At 51.9% G+C, this 16,549-nt stretch carries 14 protein-coding genes; 7 read left to right on the top strand and 7 right to left on the bottom strand.

Annotated elements, in window-relative coordinates; genetic code table 11:
• Positions 1 to 17: 17 nt before the first annotated feature.
• From NWAT_RS09925 to NWAT_RS09915, 3 genes are all read left to right on the top strand, one after another.
• Complete coding sequence (locus NWAT_RS09925; RefSeq protein ID WP_013220953.1) at positions 18 to 1,040, top strand: DUF475 domain-containing protein; 1,023 nt, start codon at positions 18 to 20, stop codon at positions 1,038 to 1,040.
• Between the two features lie 64 nt (positions 1,041 to 1,104).
• Positions 1,105 to 1,692: a TerD family protein gene (locus tag NWAT_RS09920; RefSeq protein ID WP_013220952.1), complete on the top strand. Its 588-nt coding sequence runs from the start codon at positions 1,105 to 1,107 to the stop codon at positions 1,690 to 1,692.
• Between the two features lie 617 nt (positions 1,693 to 2,309).
• Positions 2,310 to 3,692, top strand: a complete 1,383-nt coding sequence (locus tag NWAT_RS09915) for a nicotinate phosphoribosyltransferase (protein ID WP_041350977.1) — start codon at positions 2,310 to 2,312, stop codon at positions 3,690 to 3,692.
• 67 nt (positions 3,693 to 3,759) lie between these two features.
• Here the strand turns inward: NWAT_RS09915 and NWAT_RS09910 are convergent, their stop codons facing one another.
• The 4 genes from NWAT_RS09910 to NWAT_RS09895 all read right to left on the bottom strand — a co-directional run bounded on the left by NWAT_RS09910 (position 3,760) and on the right by NWAT_RS09895 (position 7,215).
• On the bottom strand, positions 3,760 to 5,049 hold the full coding sequence (locus NWAT_RS09910; RefSeq protein WP_013220949.1) for an MFS transporter: 1,290 nt from the start codon (positions 5,047 to 5,049) through the stop codon (positions 3,760 to 3,762).
• 34 nt (positions 5,050 to 5,083) lie between these two features.
• Positions 5,084 to 6,298, bottom strand: a complete 1,215-nt coding sequence (locus NWAT_RS09905; protein ID WP_013220948.1) for a site-2 protease family protein — start codon at positions 6,296 to 6,298, stop codon at positions 5,084 to 5,086.
• A 228-nt stretch (positions 6,299 to 6,526) separates the two neighbouring features.
• Positions 6,527 to 6,754 carry a hypothetical protein gene (locus NWAT_RS09900; protein ID WP_013220947.1) on the bottom strand — a complete coding sequence of 76 codons (228 nt, stop codon included), beginning with the start codon at positions 6,752 to 6,754 and terminating at the stop codon, positions 6,527 to 6,529.
• 65 nt (positions 6,755 to 6,819) lie between these two features.
• Positions 6,820 to 7,215: a four-helix bundle copper-binding protein gene (locus NWAT_RS09895; RefSeq protein ID WP_013220946.1), complete on the bottom strand. Its 396-nt coding sequence runs from the start codon at positions 7,213 to 7,215 to the stop codon at positions 6,820 to 6,822.
• 197 nt (positions 7,216 to 7,412) lie between these two features.
• Between NWAT_RS09895 and leuD the strand changes: the two genes are divergently transcribed.
• Both leuD and leuB read left to right on the top strand, forming a co-directional pair.
• Positions 7,413 to 8,057, top strand: a complete 645-nt coding sequence (leuD, locus tag NWAT_RS09890; protein ID WP_013220945.1) for a 3-isopropylmalate dehydratase small subunit — start codon at positions 7,413 to 7,415, stop codon at positions 8,055 to 8,057.
• Positions 8,058 to 8,064: 7 nt separating this feature from the next.
• A complete protein-coding gene (gene leuB, locus NWAT_RS09885; RefSeq protein WP_013220944.1) occupies positions 8,065 to 9,153 on the top strand; it encodes a 3-isopropylmalate dehydrogenase in 1,089 nt (362 codons plus the stop codon).
• A gap of 18 nt (positions 9,154 to 9,171) precedes the next feature.
• Here leuB and NWAT_RS09880 read toward each other — a convergent pair whose 3' ends face one another.
• Complete coding sequence (locus tag NWAT_RS09880; protein ID WP_041350672.1) at positions 9,172 to 10,938, bottom strand: LTA synthase family protein; 1,767 nt, start codon at positions 10,936 to 10,938, stop codon at positions 9,172 to 9,174.
• Between the two features lie 96 nt (positions 10,939 to 11,034).
• Here NWAT_RS09880 and NWAT_RS09875 point away from each other — a divergent pair, with 96 nt between their 5' ends.
• Together NWAT_RS09875 and NWAT_RS09870 are read left to right on the top strand one after the other, a co-directional pair.
• On the top strand, positions 11,035 to 12,057 hold the full coding sequence (locus NWAT_RS09875) for an aspartate-semialdehyde dehydrogenase (RefSeq protein WP_013220942.1): 1,023 nt from the start codon (positions 11,035 to 11,037) through the stop codon (positions 12,055 to 12,057).
• A 106-nt stretch (positions 12,058 to 12,163) separates the two neighbouring features.
• A complete protein-coding gene (locus NWAT_RS09870; RefSeq protein ID WP_013220941.1) occupies positions 12,164 to 14,614 on the top strand; it encodes a FimV/HubP family polar landmark protein in 2,451 nt (816 codons plus the stop codon).
• Positions 14,615 to 14,690: 76 nt separating this feature from the next.
• On the opposite strand, the gene NWAT_RS09865 is transcribed toward NWAT_RS09870, so the two are convergent.
• A complete protein-coding gene (locus NWAT_RS09865) occupies positions 14,691 to 15,614 on the bottom strand; it encodes a hypothetical protein (RefSeq protein ID WP_013220940.1) in 924 nt (307 codons plus the stop codon).
• Between the two features lie 91 nt (positions 15,615 to 15,705).
• On the bottom strand, positions 15,706 to 16,386 hold the full coding sequence (locus NWAT_RS09860) for a cohesin domain-containing protein (RefSeq protein WP_013220939.1): 681 nt from the start codon (positions 16,384 to 16,386) through the stop codon (positions 15,706 to 15,708).
• Positions 16,387 to 16,549 lie beyond the last annotated feature (163 nt).

Genomic DNA, 16,549 nt, shown 5'->3' with positions numbered 1-16,549 from the left:
TTAATTATCAATAATTTATGAGACATTTCAGGTATTCTTTTTTAGTAACTGTGGTAGGCTTAATAGCAGCTTTCCTATGGGGGGGGCCTGCCGGTTTATTTATTGCTGCTATCCTAGGCGTTCTTGAAATTAGCTTGTCCTTCGATAATGCGGTCGTCAATGCATCTGTGCTTAAGGATATGGACCCCAAGTGGCAAGCTCGTTTTCTGACGTGGGGTATTCTGATTGCTGTATTTGGAATGCGCTTGGTTTTTCCCGTTGCCATTGTTGCCATTGTTGCTGATATTGGGATGCTAGAAGTGACGCAGATGGCGCTTAATGATCCGGATACTTACTCCGCCCATTTGCACGCCTCCCACGTAGATATTTCCGCTTTTGGCGGCATGTTTTTATTAATGGTATTTTTGTCCTTTTTGCTTGATGAGACAAAAGAACTGCATTGGTTGGGGCGGGCCGAAGAGAAATTATCTAGGATTGGCAAGCTGGAATCCATCGAGATAGTTATTGCCCTGGGGGTTTTATGGGCCCTCCAAAGTTTTTTGCCACCCGAGGAGAAACTAGGCGCCATGCTAGCTGGAATTAGCGGGGTCATGCTCTTCGTCATTGTAGGCAGTGCCTCTGGATTATTTGAGGTAGAGGAAACGGGAGAAGCGGTTGCCCATGCGGCGAAGCGTAGTGGCGTGATGGGTTTTCTCTATCTTGAGGTGCTGGATGCTTCTTTCTCTTTTGATGGGGTTATCGGCGCTTTTGCCATTAGCAAGGATGTCATTATTATTATGCTAGGATTAGCGATTGGCGCCATGTTTGTGCGTTCTATTACGGTATACTTAGTCCGCAAAGGCACGCTAAGCGAGTATGTTTTCCTTGAACATGGCGCCCACTATGCCATTGGTGCCTTGGCGCTCATCATGCTCGCAAGCACTAAAGTCCACATACCCGAAGTGATTACCGGGATGATTGGCGCGGCCTTCATCGGTTTGTCCTTGCTTTCTTCTATTCGGTATCGGAATAAGCATCCATTTCAAGATGAAAGGGGTTGATGTAGAATTTAGAAAAAATTACTTGTTTGAATAATGGTGATTTTCTTTATAAGGAGAGGAAGATATGCCCGTTAAGCTAGTAAAAGGCCAAAAAATTTCTCTTGAAAAAGAGAGTGGCGGGACCTTAAGTAAGATTATCATGGGGGTGGGTTGGGATGCTGCGGACACGATGAAAAGGGGGCTCTTCGGTTTTGGCGGCGATGGTCGGCGAATCGATTTAGATGCTTCTTGCGTGCTATTTGACGAGTCAGGCAATGTCCTGGATGCAGTCTGGTTTCGTCAGCTGCAAAGTAAGGATGGAAGTATTACCCATACCGGGGATAACCTTACGGGCGAAGGAGAAGGGGATGATGAGCAAATCATCGTGGATTTAACCCGGGTTCCGGTGAGTGTTAAAAGTTTAGTGTTTGTAGTCAACAATTTTACCGGGCAAAATTTCAGCCGGGTCAAAAACGCTTTCTGTCGTCTGGTTAATCATAGCAATAACGCGGAAATTGCCCGCTATGACCTAAGCTGCCAAGGAGAGCACAACGCTCAGATAATGGCGAAGGTTTATCGCCATAATGAGGAGTGGAAAATGCATGCCATTGGTGAGAATGCGAACGGTAGAACTTTTAATGATCTGCTCCCTGCTATTCGTCCTCATTTATAATTTCTTCTGATAGATAGTCGTATTCTTAGTGCGGCTAGAGACAGAAATTATGCGTTCAACAGAGAGCTTTCTCCGGCCTATTATCGTAAACTTTAGCCGGAGGAAGCTACTCGTTACCTCCTACTTTTTTTACCGGTAATAAGGGCACGACCTTCTAGCGCTCAAAATTATTCTCTGGCAATAAACTCCTTATTTCTAAAGAGATCAACAGGCTCGTTTGCGCTGTTATGGTCGCTGATGGACGCCCCATTCGCTGCTTTGCACAGTGCAGCTAATCTTGTGCTATTACTATACCGATAATAGCTAGCGCAACTTTACAGGCATTACCTGATCTCTAGTCGCGCTTATCTGCGAGGCGATTGTCTCCATAATATAAATGCCGAAATAAAAGCGACAATAAAAATGAGAACAAAAAACTCTGTGAATTTGGCTCCTGCAATGCCTAAGAATGCTAGTAATATAGCTACAAGGGCAATAATAAGAGAAAGTATTGCAAGTGAGAGCATGACCATTTCCTCTATCTGTCTGGGTTTAGGATCTCCATATCTTCATCGTAATAGTTATAATTGTTAGTGTAGGCTAAAAAAAATAGTTTAAAAGGAGGGCAGGTAGCGTTGATAGTTGAGCAGCAGGATAATATCCCCCAGCAAAGTGCATTATTTACGGATCTTTACCAGTTGAGGATGATGCAGTCTTATTATGCGGAAGAGATGAATGCCATCGCCGTGTTCGAATTATTTTTCCGTACACTTCCCTCAAACCGCAATTTTGTAATGGCGGCGGGCCTCGACAATATTCTAAGTTATCTTGAGCAGCTTCATGTTACGGATGGGGAGCGCGATTGGCTCAAGGAAGCAGGAGGGTTTAGTCCACGGTTTTGCCAGCAACTGGGGGATTTTCATTTTACCGGGGATGTGTTTGCTGTGCCGGAAGGTACGGTGGTGTTTGAAAATGAACCGGTTGTGCAAGTGATTGCACCGCTTCCAGAGGCCCAGTTAGTGGAAACCTATCTTCTCAATCAAATTCATTTACAAAGCGTTCTGGCCACCAAGGCGGCGAGGGTAGTGAGTGCGGCTCGCGGCCATAAGGTGGTGGATTTTGGTTCACGGCGCGCCCATGGGACTGATGCGGCGCTAAAGATAGCACGCACTAGTTACCTGGCTGGCGTGAATGCTACCTCCAATGTTTTTGCGGGCCGTGCTTATGGTATTCCAGTGGTGGGCACGATGGCACATAGCTTCATCCAAGCCCATCCGAGTGAATATGCGGCCCTCCGGGCTTTTATTCAGGAATTTCCAGACACTACTTTGTTAGTGGATACCTATGATACTTTGGCGGGAGTTCGTAAAGTCATTGCGCTGGCAGAGGCGCTAGGCCAGGATTTCAAGGTGAAAGCTATTCGACTTGATTCAGGAGATCTGGGCAAGCTAGCCAAGGAATCCCGCCGGCTGCTTGATGAAGGGGGACTCAGTCAGGTACGAATTGTGGCTTCCAGTGGGTTGGATGAGTATAAAATTCAAGCCCTGCTGGCAGAGCAAACGCCTATCGACGGGTTTGGCGTGGGAACCCAACTAGCTGTTTCGGGAGATGCGCCAGAGATTGATTTTTCTTATAAATTGGTTGAGTATGCGGGCAAGCCCCGGATGAAGCTATCTTCTAGCAAGGAACTCTTGCCAGGCCGTAAACAAGTCTTCAGATTTTTTGAAGCCGACAGGATGAAGCGGGATGTTATCGCCCGCTTTGAGGAAAATTTAGCCGGCAAGCCGCTGCTTGAGCAGGTCATGAGCCAAGGTAAACGGCTTGGGCGAGGACGAACTTCCCTGGCGGACGCACGGGAGCACGCTCGCCAGCAAATGGCGGCGTTGCCCCTCGAACTTCACGCGTTGCAACGCGTGAAGTTCGGATATCCCGTGACAGTCAGCGACTCATTGCGCCAAGCGAATGAACAGCTTCAGCGTGAATTAGCCGTGGAGCTTGACCCTCACTTTGGCGCTTCCTAGCCGACCTTGTCATCTTAAACTCAGTGAATTTCCTGCAAACCGATGTTTCCCTCCTTGAGCTGCCTTTCTATTCTTCTGTTTGTTTAGCGGCTGGGACGGTTAGCATCAGCACAAAACCAATGAGAAAAAGAATAACGATTATACTCATGCCAATCCGCTGACTGCCCGCCAGGTAAGTGATCCAGCCCACCAGCAGGGGGCCTAGGAAAGCGGTCGCTTTGCCGGAAAGGGCAAACAAACCGAACATTTCATTGCGCAAGGACTCCGGCGCCACTCGTGCTAAAAAAGATCGGCTTGCGGCTTGGGCCGGCCCCACAAATATTCCAAGCAGGAGTCCAAAGGTCCAAAAGAGGGCTGAAGTTTCCACGATCAAGACTAGGGTAGCCAGCAAAATTAAGGCAATTAGGGATAGCAAGATGGTCTGCTTGCTGCCTATCCAATCGTCTATCCAGGCAAAAGCCGCGGCTCCTAGGCCAGCAGTAACGTTAAGGGCGATTCCAAACAAGAGTATTTGTTGTTCGTTCATATGGAAGGTTCCAGCCGCATAAACACCGCCGAAAGCGAAGAGGGTTGCCAGACCATCAATATAAAACATGCGTGCAATAAGAAAGCGAACGATAGCGCTATATTGGCGTACATGGCGAATGGAGTTATAAAGCTGCCTCATTCCATCCTTGGTTGCACGCCAGAGGGGCTTGCCGGTGCCTTGGGTGTCGGGAGTAATGAAAAACAAGGGGAGGGCAAATAGTAAGTACCATCCTGCGACCAAGGGGAAGGTGGCGCGGATAGGTTCAGCGGAAGCGGGGTCCAGGCCGAACCATTGCTTCCCCCCTTGGATGAAGGCAAGGAGGGCGACGATTAGACAGGCCACGCCGCCCGCATAGCCGATACTCCAGCCCCAGCCGGACCACCGCCCTACATACTCCGGTCCTGCTAATCCGGGCAGCATGGCATTGTAAAAGATGAAAGCAAACTCAGCGCCGAGGGTGCCTAGCCCCACTAATAGCAGCGCCAACCACACATAGTCAGGTGCGGGTTTGATAAACCATAGAAGCGCCGTGGCTATGACGCACAATAAGGTGAAGACGATGATCCAGGGCTTGCGGCGGCCCCCTTGGTCGGCAATGGCTCCCAGGAGCGGTCCCGTAATGGCGATAACAAGCCCGGAGATACCTACTATGTTCCCCCATTGGGCGCTGCCAAGAGTCTCGTTTTCCGCCACTTGCCGGGTAAAATAGGCAGCGAACACAAAGGTGGTGATGACGGCGGCAAAGGCGCTATTAGCCCAATCATAGAAAGCCCAGGAGATAAGGCTTGCTTTAGAAGCGGGCGCTGAATGATGGCCAAATTGTGTCATGGTTTTTTATTAATTTGAAAGACGTTTCCGGACCCTATTCGGGGAGAGTATGTTTATCTTGTAAACCTTTAAGAGCGTGTTTCCCATGGAGGGAGAGCCACTTAAGTAGATCTTCCCGGCGAATAAGCCCGCGTATTTGGCCATTTTCAACCACGGGCAGTTGATTGACATTACGCTGGGCCAGGGTAAACAGAGCCTGTGCCGCGCCTTCGTTTGGCGAAGTCAGGGCGATTTTGCTTGCTGGCGTCATGATTTTGCCGATAGTGGTCTGAGACCAGCTCTCCCGGCTAATTTTGCGAACGTCTGGAATAGAGATGATTCCCGCCAGACGGTTATTTTCCTCCACGGGAAAAGCCCGCTGATCGCTACGCATTAAATGTTCTTCCACCAGGGTGCGGACTCGCATGTCGGGGGTTACCTTAATAAAATCGGTCTGCATGAGGCGAGAGACAGGGATATCCTCCAGTGCTTCCCGTACGAGCAGTTGCTGGTAGCTGGCCACGGCAGCGTTATTGAGGAACCAGCCAATAAAAGCCAGCCACAGCCCTCCTACCAAACCCGTTCCAAAGAAAGGTACCTGAAAGCCCAATATCATGGCAAACCCTGTGATAATAAGCATCCAGGCAAAGAACTGCCCAGCCCGGGATGCCCACTGGGTTGCCTGACGGAAATTACCGCTAATGCCCCACAGGAGCGCCCGTAGTACTCGACCCCCATCTAAAGGAAACCCTGGAACCAAATTAAAGAGGCCTAGAATGATATTGACCGGCCCTAACCAGAATAGCAAGGTGGCGAGGGGGCTTAACGCGGTAAAAAGCTGTTCAGCATTGGCTGTATCTACTTCCAGCGGACCGGTGATGAGACTGCCTAGAAAGAGAAATATTGCCCCTAGTACTAAACTGGTAATAGGGCCAACAATGGCCATCCAGAGTTCGGCGCGCCAGGCGTGAGGTTCCTGCTCTAAGTGAGCCATGCCCCCGAAAATAAACAGGGTGATACGCTTAATCTCGATACCATGGGCGCGGCCCATCAGGGCATGGGAAAGCTCGTGGATAAAAACTGAAACAAGGAAAAGGGTAGCTGCCGCGATAGCGGTTCCCCAGGTCACGCCTGGCCCCCAATCTGGATGCCAGCGGGGAAAGACGCCCACGGCAAGGCTAAAAGTAAGCAAAAAGAAAATGATAGATAGGCTCCAATCGAGATAAACGCCAATTCCAGCAATGCGGCCAATACGGATTCCAGTGGGCATTTTGAACTTCCTCGCTAAAATAATCTGGATAAGGTAAGGGAAACTTCTTTACAAGGGCTTCCCCATATATAGATTAAGATACTCTACCTGGTTTTTTTGTGTACCTGCAGTTAATGACCTAGCCTATTAAGAGGGAGAGATATTTTTTTGTTAACCGAAGATATTTCTTGGCCCGGCGAGTCCATTTGAAGCGCCGTCGAAAAAAAGATTTTAGCAAATACCAGAGGGCTAATTTAGCCTGGGGAGAGACATGGTAGTTCTTATGAGAATGAATGCCGTGGGAAAATCATTTTGGATGGTTTGCCGGCAGGTACCAAAAACAAAAGCATTGGCAATGGCGATTCTCGCCTGTTCACATTCGATAGCCAAGAAATAAGCCCATCCATCAAGTGAAGAGATGGCGCTTAAATCCGTTTGGAAGGCAAGCAAAATATTGGTTGCGGGGCCGGCGGACATAGAGAGTTCCCTCCGCCGGCACTCTTTTTATTTTAATATTAAAAAAAAACGATGGAGATATTCCTTTACAGGGTAGCCAAAAACTCTTGGCATACCTTTTCGCAGGAGCGGCAGGATTTAGCGCATAGCTCACAATGCTCATGATGTCCAGCATGGCTCTCGCATTCCATTGCACAGATATTGCAGGCGGTGACACATGCTTCTAATTGCGCGCGCACCAATTTTGGGTTTACCTCAGCTTGCCGAGCTACCACCTGTCCAGTGACCTCGCAAATGGCGGCGCAATCAAGGCATGTCCGAATACAGCGCCTGAGATGAGCGACCTCTTCTTCAGCTAGGCAGGCATCAGCACAGAGAGTACAGGCCTCCGAGCAAGCATAGCAGGATTTAATACAAGCAGTCAGTCCTTCTATATTAGCGAGTTTCTGAGGATGGGTTTGCAAGAAATGATTGATATTCATGGTTTGTCTCCTATCTATAGCGGTGCGTAATGGCGCGCGTTTTCGGCAAACCCACGTTTTATCAGGCGCCGGTAAGCCGATCCGTGCATTGCTAGAAAGTGTAGTTAGCCTCTTATGCTAAAACAATGTTTCATTTGCAAGATGCGCAAAAAGCAGGCTTGGTTTAAGATGAGGGCTCTTTAAAGGATTTCTTTGCTATGGAACCGTTGACGGTAGTAGAAGGTTTAGTGGTCCCCCTCAACCGGGCTAATGTAGATACCGACGCTATTATTCCCAAGCAGTTTCTAAAGTCGATTAAGCGTACCGGCTTTGGTCCCAACTTATTCGATGAATGGCGTTACTTAGATCATGGGGAGCCTGGGAAGGATTGCCGTCATCGGCCTCTCAATCCAGAATTTGTCCTTAATCAGCCTCGTTACCAGGGCGCGAGCATTTTGCTTGCGCGAGATAATTTTGGTTGTGGCTCAAGCCGGGAGCACGCAGTCTGGGCATTGGTGGATGATGGCTTTCGAGTGGTGATTGCTCCCAGTTTCGCGGATATCTTTCATAGCAATGCGTTTAAAAATGGTCTTTTACCCATTATTTTGGACGAAGCTAGGGTAGCTACGCTGTTTAAGGAGACCGAAGCGACCCCTGGCTATCACCTGCGGATCGATTTACCCGCTCAGGAAGTGACGACCCCTGAAGGGAAGGTGATGCCTTTTACCATTGATGAGTTCCGTAAGCACTGCCTTATGGAGGGGTTGGATGAGATTGGGCTAACCTTGCAGTATAGGGATGAGATTCGTGCCTACGAAGAGCGGTGGCGGGTTAAAGCTCCGTGGTTATTTGAGAAGGGATAAGCTTGGAATGAGTAAAAAAATCACCCTCTTGGCGGGCGATGGAATTGGTCCCGAGATTATTGCCGAGGCGGTTAAGGTACTGGCGGCATTGCGGGAGCATGGGGGGCTGGATTGGGTACTGGAGTCAGGGCTGATTGGGGGTGCCGCCTATGAGGCCACAGGCACTCCGTTGCCTGCTGAAACCCTTGCCCTGGCCCAGGATGCGGATGCGATCCTGTTAGGCGCTGTTGGGGGCCCCCAGTGGGAAACCCTGGATATCAAAGTCCGCCCTGAAAAAGGATTGCTGGGTATTCGTTCCGAGCTTGGGCTGTTTGCTAATCTGCGCCCTGCCATTCTTTATCCCCAATTGGTGGGGGCCTCCACCCTCAAGCCGGAGGTGGTATCGGGACTTGACCTCATGATAGTGCGGGAGTTAACCGGCGGCATTTACTTTGGCCAGCCCCGGGGGGTACGCCGCCTTGAGCATGGCGAGCGGCAAGGGTTTAATACCCTGGTTTACAAGGAATCGGAAATCCGACGCATTGCCCGGGTGGCCTTTACCATCGCCATGAAGCGGGATCGCCGGGTGTGTTCTGTGGACAAGGCCAATGTGCTGGAGGCGACTGAACTATGGCGCGAGGTGGTGACTGAGGTAGCCGCAGAGTTTCCCGACGTGGAGCTTAGTCATATGTATGTGGACAATGCCGCCATGCAGCTTGTTCGAGCCCCCAAGCAATTTGATGTGGTGGTGACCACGAATATGTTTGGGGATATTTTATCGGATTGCGCCGCAATGCTGACCGGCTCCATTGGAATGCTACCTTCCGCCTCCCTGGATCAAAGCGGGAAGGGAATGTACGAGCCCATCCACGGTTCGGCACCGGATATTGCCGGCCAGGGGATCGCCAATCCCCTGGCGACCATCCTCTCCGTAGCGATGATGTTGCGTTATTCTCTCGAGGCGCCCATTCAGGCTACCCGCCTTGAAAAGGCTGTAGGTACCGTACTTGACCAAGGATTGCGGACTTCCGATATTTATTCCTCCGGCACGACCCAGGTCAGCACCGGCGCTATGGGGGATGCGGTCGTGGAGGCCCTAATTCACACCGTCGATTGATGTTGGGTGATGATTGGATTATAGGATATGGGTGAACTCAACCTTCCGCGCTCCTGCGCCAATCCGCTGGATATTAATCTGCTCAATAAGCGCCTTCCCATGAGGAAGGGTGCCTCGAAGTATACGGGTTTTATCCCCCTCAAGCTGGATTTGGGCGTGTTGGTCGCCGCAATAGGCATCCACAATATCCCGTTGATTGCCTTGGGGACGGAGGATGCAGCGCGGGGACTGGGGTGGTTGGGTAAAGAGATTGCCTCGTCTTTCCTCTTGGCAAGCGCCATCAGTCAATAAATAATCTAAAGACGCTGGCATATCCGCCATTTGCGCGGCGGTGGTGACTTGTTTTCCGCTGTCGAAAGAACCTCCTAACACCACCAAAGGCAGTAGCGCGGGTGCGGCCGGTCCGAAGGCTTTTGTCTCCGCCGTTCGCAAGGGACTTAGCGCCCGTTGATCGCTGGTCAAAATCACCAGACCCTCCTCAAAAAAACCCCGCTTATCCAGGTGATCGATAAAACGAGCCACCTGCGCGTCGGCAAAACGGAAGGCCGTCAGCTCATCTTGGCGGCCCGTGGCGGGATCGACAAAGGGGGGATGGGTGGTGACGGTTTCCAGCACTGCCAGATAAGGACGTTTGGGGGGGGCTTCCTGTACTAGCCACTGTAAAAAACGGTTATACAACCACCCATCATGGGCCCCATTAAAGCTAAATCGCTGGGCCTCCTGGTAAAATGGGTGGTTATCTCCTTCCACCTTATGGAATCCCAAGCGCTTTAGCCATTTCCCCTTGGCCATAAACCCCAGGTCGCCGGTGGTGAAAAAATAGCTCTCATAGCCATCCGCGGCGAGCCGTCGGGGCAGGCTGTCCGGCAGTTCTTCGAAGCCGGTATAGCCCTCAAGGCTGTGGTAACGGTTAACGGGGGGTAGGGGAGCCACGCCGCCCAGCAAGGCAATCAAGCCATGATCGGTGGTAAAGCCATTGGAGAAAAACCGCGTCCACAGGGTTCCCCGCCGGGCAAAGCGATCAAGCTGGGGGGTGGCGTTCATAACTCCCAGTCGGTCCTGGCTATGATACCAGGACCAGGATTCAATGATCACTATTACCACATTGCGCCTCAAGGCGCGGCCCTGGATGCAGTGCAAGGGCGGTGGGGAATGGGCAGCCAGCACCTGTGATCGGTACGCCTCGCTATAAGCTCGATCAACGCCGCTTGGCAGATTGATTTCCACCACATTGCGATAAAGCCAGGGCAGAGGATGGTGAATTGTGGTGGGTAAAGCATAGAGGGAGAAACAGATGGCGGCGGCTATGATGATTCCCCGCAGGCCACTCTGGCCGAGGCGTTGTGCCGCCATCAGATGAGCGGCCCAGCTACTCAGTAAAATGCCGACTCCAATAAGCCATAGGAGGCCGGTGATGGCGGTTGCTTTTGTTCCTAAATACCCCTGTACCGCCTCCCATTCTCCACCGAATTTTAACACGTCGCGCCAACTCAGGCGCATGTTGAACGCCGCCAGGGTGACCAGATCGGCAACGATAATGAGCAGTAACCCGCCTTGTATTAACCAGGCAAGCCATCGGATATAGCGGGGTAACCCTAACCACAAGGCCGTTGCCAGCAGGAATACGCCGAGCAAGGCCAGATCGTGCTGTATCGTTGGAACCACAAGACATCCAGCGCATCCCGCAGCGGCTAGGCTGCCCTGCTCGCTGAGCCAGGCCCTGCCGAGGGAAAATAAAACCAATAGCAATGGCATAGCGAGCGGGGCGATGATTCGTTTTGTCATAACTTTAGGGTAATTTAAAATCTGCCCTTGGCGGGTTATGATAATAACTATTATAAGGAGGGAAGATCATGGATATTAACCTAAAACGGAGTTTCTATGAGTAGAACATTTGATGTTGCTGTCGTTGGAGCCACCGGCGCGGTGGGGCAGGCTATGATGGAAATCCTGGCCCAGCGGGGCTTCCCTGTCAGCCGGGTGTACCCCTTGGCGAGCGAGCGCTCCGCTGGGGAAAAACTTTCATTTGGGCGAGATGAGATCATCGTGGAAAACCTGGCTGACTTTGATTTTTCCAAGGTGCAGCTTGGCTTGTTTTCCGCCGGTGCTAAAATCTCGGCCGAGTATGCGCCGAAAGCAGCGACAGCGGGCTGTGTAGTGGTGGATAATACTTCCCAGTTTCGCTATGACAATCGAATTCCTTTAGTGGTGCCCGAGGTCAATCCCCAGGCAATTGAGGGTTATAAGGACCATGGGATTATTGCCAATCCGAATTGTTCGACTATTCAGATGCTAGTGGCTCTCAAGCCTATCTATGATGCAGTGGGTATCGAGCGAATTAATGTGGCTACTTACCAGGCTGTCTCAGGCACGGGTAAAGAGGCTATCGAGGAGTTGGCGCAGCAAACTTCCACCCTGCTGAATGGGCGGCCTATTTCGCCCCAAGCTTACCCCAAGCAAATTGCCTTTAATGTATTGCCCCATATCGATGATTTTCTGGAGAATGGTTACACCCGCGAAGAGATGAAAATGGTATGGGAGACACGAAAAATTTTTGATGATGAGTCTATCCTGGTGAATCCAACCGCGGTGCGGGTGCCGGTTTTTTATGGGCATTCGGAAGCCGTGCATCTGGAAACCCGCGATAAGATCACCGCGGACGAGGTTAAGGCATTGCTGCAACAGGCGCCTGGGGTTACGGTTTTGGATGAGCACACCAATGGAGGATATCCCACGGCGGTTACCGAAGCTTCGGGCAGGGACCCGGTATTCGTGGGGCGTATCCGGGAAGATATTTCCCATCCCAGGGGTATAGACCTCTGGATTGTAGCCGATAACGTCCGCAAGGGCGCGGCGTTAAATAGCATCCAAATTGCGGAATTGCTCATCAAGGATTACCTATAACGAAGCCTGCCAGGAATGTCTAGTCTAACTCATTAGGCCCTCAAGGGATCGCCGCGCTGATTCTTAGATCGAAGCTCTGGACTTTTATAAACTAGGGAGCAAATGAATGGTGCGGAAGACGATCGTCAGCGTATCGGTAGCCGGTTTGTTAGCAGCCTCTTCATCCTGGGAGGCGCATTCTTTAGGGGTAGGGGGTATCACTCTGAAATCGGGGTTAAATCAACCGTTTAGAGCAGAGATTCCCCTACATGCGGTGCGCGAGACCGCGCTAGAAGATATTAATGTGAAATTAGCGCCCAGCGAAGATTTTTTTCGGGCGGGGCTAGATCGAGCGTTGGTGTTGGGTAATCTCCGCTTTCGTCCGCTGCGTAAAGGGACCGGTGAAACGGTTATCGAAGTGACTTCGAAGGGTCCTATTCGCGAACCCTTTCTCGGTTTTCTGGTTGCGGTAACTTGGCCTCAGGGGCGCTTGCTGCGGGAGTATACCGTATTGCTGGATCCTCCTTTCCTGATGGAGCCGGGTCCTGCCATTGTGAGTTCTGTTGCAAGCGTGCGAGACCCCGTGGTGCCGGTTACACCGCCAAAGGCAGAAACCTGGAGTGTGCGGATTCCAGAGCCTATCGCTGAAAGTGCCATGGTTTCTTCAACGGCTAAAGCGGACTCCTCTGTCTATGGGCCGATCCGGCCGGCCGAAACGTTGTGGCCTATCGCGCAACGGGTGCGGCCTAGTTCCTCGATTGCTCCCCAACAGATGATGCTCGCTCTGCTATGGGCTAATCCGGATGTATTTTTGCACGGTAATATTAATGGGCTGAAGGTTGGACGGATGCTCAACATACCAGCCGAAGAGGAAGCGTTAAAGCTGACCTTTGCCGAGGCGGTGGAGCAAGTACAACAGCACAATAAAGCCTGGGCGGCATTAGGAAGCAAAAGGCAAGCTTTCGAGGCGGAGGGTTCGCAGGAAGAGAAGGCCCCAACAAATGAATCTGAAGGTAAAGCCAAACCCTTGGCTGTTAGGGAGGATGTCCTGCCCTTATTGTCTGAGGAGAAAGGGCCTGGAGTCCAGGAGAGCAATAGTGAGGATATCCATCTACAGGCGTTGTTGTCTTTAACCCAGGAAGCCCTGGCAACTCGGACTCAGGAGAATGAAGCGCTGCAAGCTCGCCTCCAAGCAATGGAATCACAAGTCAACACCCTCCAGCAACAGCTATCGACGAAAGATGCTCGGCCCGCAGGGTTGGAAATTCCAGCAGAAACCAAGGAAAAGGAAACCTTAGTGGGAGCGCAAGATAAAAAATTTGAAAAGCTGGAATTTTTAGCGCCTTCGATGGAAGAAATTGCTGCTTTAACCTTATCCTCTTCGGGGGAGGAGGCGTTTTCTTCCTCAGGAGAAAAGGCTGCGGAGGCTACGCCTCCCGTGCTTGCTGCTTCTCCACCGATGGCGGGGGAAGAAGGGGTGCTTAAGCAGGAAAAAACTGCCGAGGAGTTTGTTTCAGTGGCAGAGGTAAGCGAGCCTGAGGGAGTGCTTAGTGCCTTGGGTTTGAGGAATTTTCTCCTGCTTGGCGGGGGTAGCGTACTGCTTTTAGTTTTGGCGGCTTTACGTTTACGCAAGCGTGATGAAAGCACCGAGGAATCGGCGCCAAGGATGTTTGAAAAGGAAGTGGACGGAGATGAGCCTGCCAGAATTTTCGCCCAGGAAACAGTCCAAGCTTCTGAACTGTTTCAGGAAAACGCCGATAGAATGGACCTATCAGATTCCCCGGTTGTATTTCCGGCGGAGGACCATGAGCGTACGATGGAGGCTGATGAGCGCGCTGTCTCTGGGGATTATCACGAGACTTCAGCGATGCCCGAGGAGACCTTGAGTCAAAAGGATGATGAAATAATCCAGGAGGATTCAGATTCTTCTGCGGATTTAAACCCCTGGTCTTCCTTCTCTGATGAAACTTTAGCGGCGCCATTTTCTCCTGCCGAGGAGGAGGCAGCGCCGAGAGAAGATGCTTCCGTGGAGGAGAATACACAGGTAGAAGGGGCGGGCCTGGAATTTGATTTAGGTGGGATGGTGTTGGCTAAGCCCAATATTCAGGATGATGGGATAACGGATCAGTCGGTAGAGGCTGAGAGAGAAGAGAGGGTTATAGAGTTTGAGTCTTTTTCTTCTCCGCTAGAGACGGAAGAGAATATAAAGGAAGTAGAAAATTCGGAAGAATCCCTAGCATTCTTTTCCCCAGAGTTTGAAGTACAGGAAGGTAACCACGGGCTGTTAGTATTAGAAACCCCTGCTGACGGTCCAGAGTCAACCCCGTTGGAACCTGCCGACCCTGCCGCTTCAGTAGATACCCTGGGAGAGGACGGGGGTGAAGCTTCCCTCCCTGGGAAGGCGCTCATGGAAGATCTGGACGAGATGGAAGTTAAGTTGGATTTGGCGCGGGCCTATATGGATATGGGTGATGCCGATGGTGCCCGCGGTCTGCTAGAAGAAGTCATTGCTGAGGGCACTGAGCAGCAGCGAGGTACAGGAAAGGGGCTGCTTGCCGAGCTAGCAAAGGCTTCTTGATGATCATCTGAACTGTCCGAGTAGTGCAGCAAAATTTAAGCGTCCAGGCTATTAGCCTGGGCGCTTTTTTATTTTATTATCCAAGGCCCACGAGGTAACCGGCCCGGATGTGCTTGAGGTACCCCTGCCGATCCTGCTCGGGATCGGAGGTTTTAAGAGACAAGTTCATATCGATGAGATACTCGGGATTCATCCAGACCACTTCGGGACGTTGTAACATCTGATGCATGGTTCTGAGCAGCGCTTCCAAGGAAGCGGGCGCCGGCGCCAGACGGACCTGAATTCTTTTGTCGTCCGGGTTCGCGCCAATGATGATGCCGCCGTGGGCGGCCACAATCTCCCGGATTCGTGATTCGAGAACATTAGGCTTGAATTCAACGGTAAAGGCATCCTTAGCGACCTCGGTGCCATCGGGGGCGGTGAATCCCGCCTTGATTTCCTCGCGCGTAATGTTCGTCATTGTCAGGGGCAGTCCAGTGACACAGACCTTTTGCTCTTCGGAGACCACCTCCCCCTTGGTGGTATGCACGATGGAGCGGAAGGTGAAACACTCATCGGGGGCCATGCCGCGGGTATCCAGGGAAATATCCACAGTATAGATTTGCGATGAAGAGCCTTCCTGCATCGTCCATTGCTGACCCGTTCTGTTTTCTTTGACCGTCACCCCCTCAACCTTATCAGCATCTTTGCCGAAGATCTCGGCTCCCAGTGTGAATGGCGTGATGGTGTCCGGTTTCAGTGCGCCTCTTCCCACGGGGCCTGTTACCATGATGCTCGGCGAGCCGGGGGCGATGACGCGTACTTCATTGCGGGCGGACACCTTCTCCCCGGTTTCCACCACGGTTGCGGTGGTGACAATCTCATAGTTCCCTTCTGCGGTGGTCACGATCCATTGGGTTAAGTCATCCGTTTTCCCCCCTGTGATATCCATCACGGTCCCGTCCAGGGACGGGCTCAGTTCCAGGCCCGTATCGGGGGTGATGGTCTGCGTAAAACGCACCGAGTAGGCTTGACTCTTGTCCTTGGGGGAAAAACTAAAAAACGCTGTCTGGTGAGCCCTCTCCCCCTGGGGCAAGGGATAACCACTACGATTATGGCGCCCGCTGTATCTTGAGTCCCATGGACACCGCTTCGGGCTGGCTTACGGGGTTGACCGTCACGGTGGTCACCGCGGTTTTACTTTCGCCGGCACCGGCGACCGTCGCCGTGGTGGTGACCTGATAATTGCCCGGCGCCGGCACGGGTGCGAGCGCGGTAAAGTTTGTCGGGGCCGCGCTGGCGAACGTAATCGCCTGGCCCATCGAATTTAATCCCCCGGTGCCCAAGGGGGCGTTCAGGTTGAGAAAGTTCAGGGCGCTGCCGCCGGCCGCAAGCATCTTCCAGGTTAAGGTGGCCAGAATTCCGCCGCCCGCAACGCCAGGAACCGGGTCTAGCAGGCTGTCGCGGATGTTGCTTACCTGCCCCGTTGAGGGAATGTCAAAGCTAAACAGGCCCAGCGCGCCGAGGGTTAACCCGCTGCTGGCGAGAAATCCCCCGGGTGCGACCGAGGTCAATCCAAGCATTGAGGCATCGAAGCCAACACCGAGGTGATAGCTATACAAATCCGCCATACCAGCAGCGCGAATGTTGACGCTCAGGCTATCGCCCACCTGGGGCGCGGCGTTGGATAATTCAAAACTGAGGATTGGCACCGCGTTGACCGGGGCGCTGAAGGCCAGCAGGCATACCGCGCCTATCAAAGGCTTTCGTAAAATGGTAAGAATTTTTGGCACGCATGACTCCAATAGATGACTGATTGTCAAAATAAAATTCAAGGAGCGGGCGCCAGAGACCGATGGGCAGAATCTTTGTGCCGGCACCGGTGGCGCAGGCGGGAATAGGAACTTGGCCATCTAGGAATCCGGGGCGCTCTACCCTGTTGACCTCATCCCGTTA

Source organism: Nitrosococcus watsonii C-113 (assembly GCF_000143085.1).
GTDB classification, from domain to species: Bacteria; Pseudomonadota; Gammaproteobacteria; order Nitrosococcales; family Nitrosococcaceae; genus Nitrosococcus; species Nitrosococcus watsonii.
Note: the sequence above shows the minus strand (reverse complement) of the source record. Positions and strands in the feature narration are given on the sequence as shown.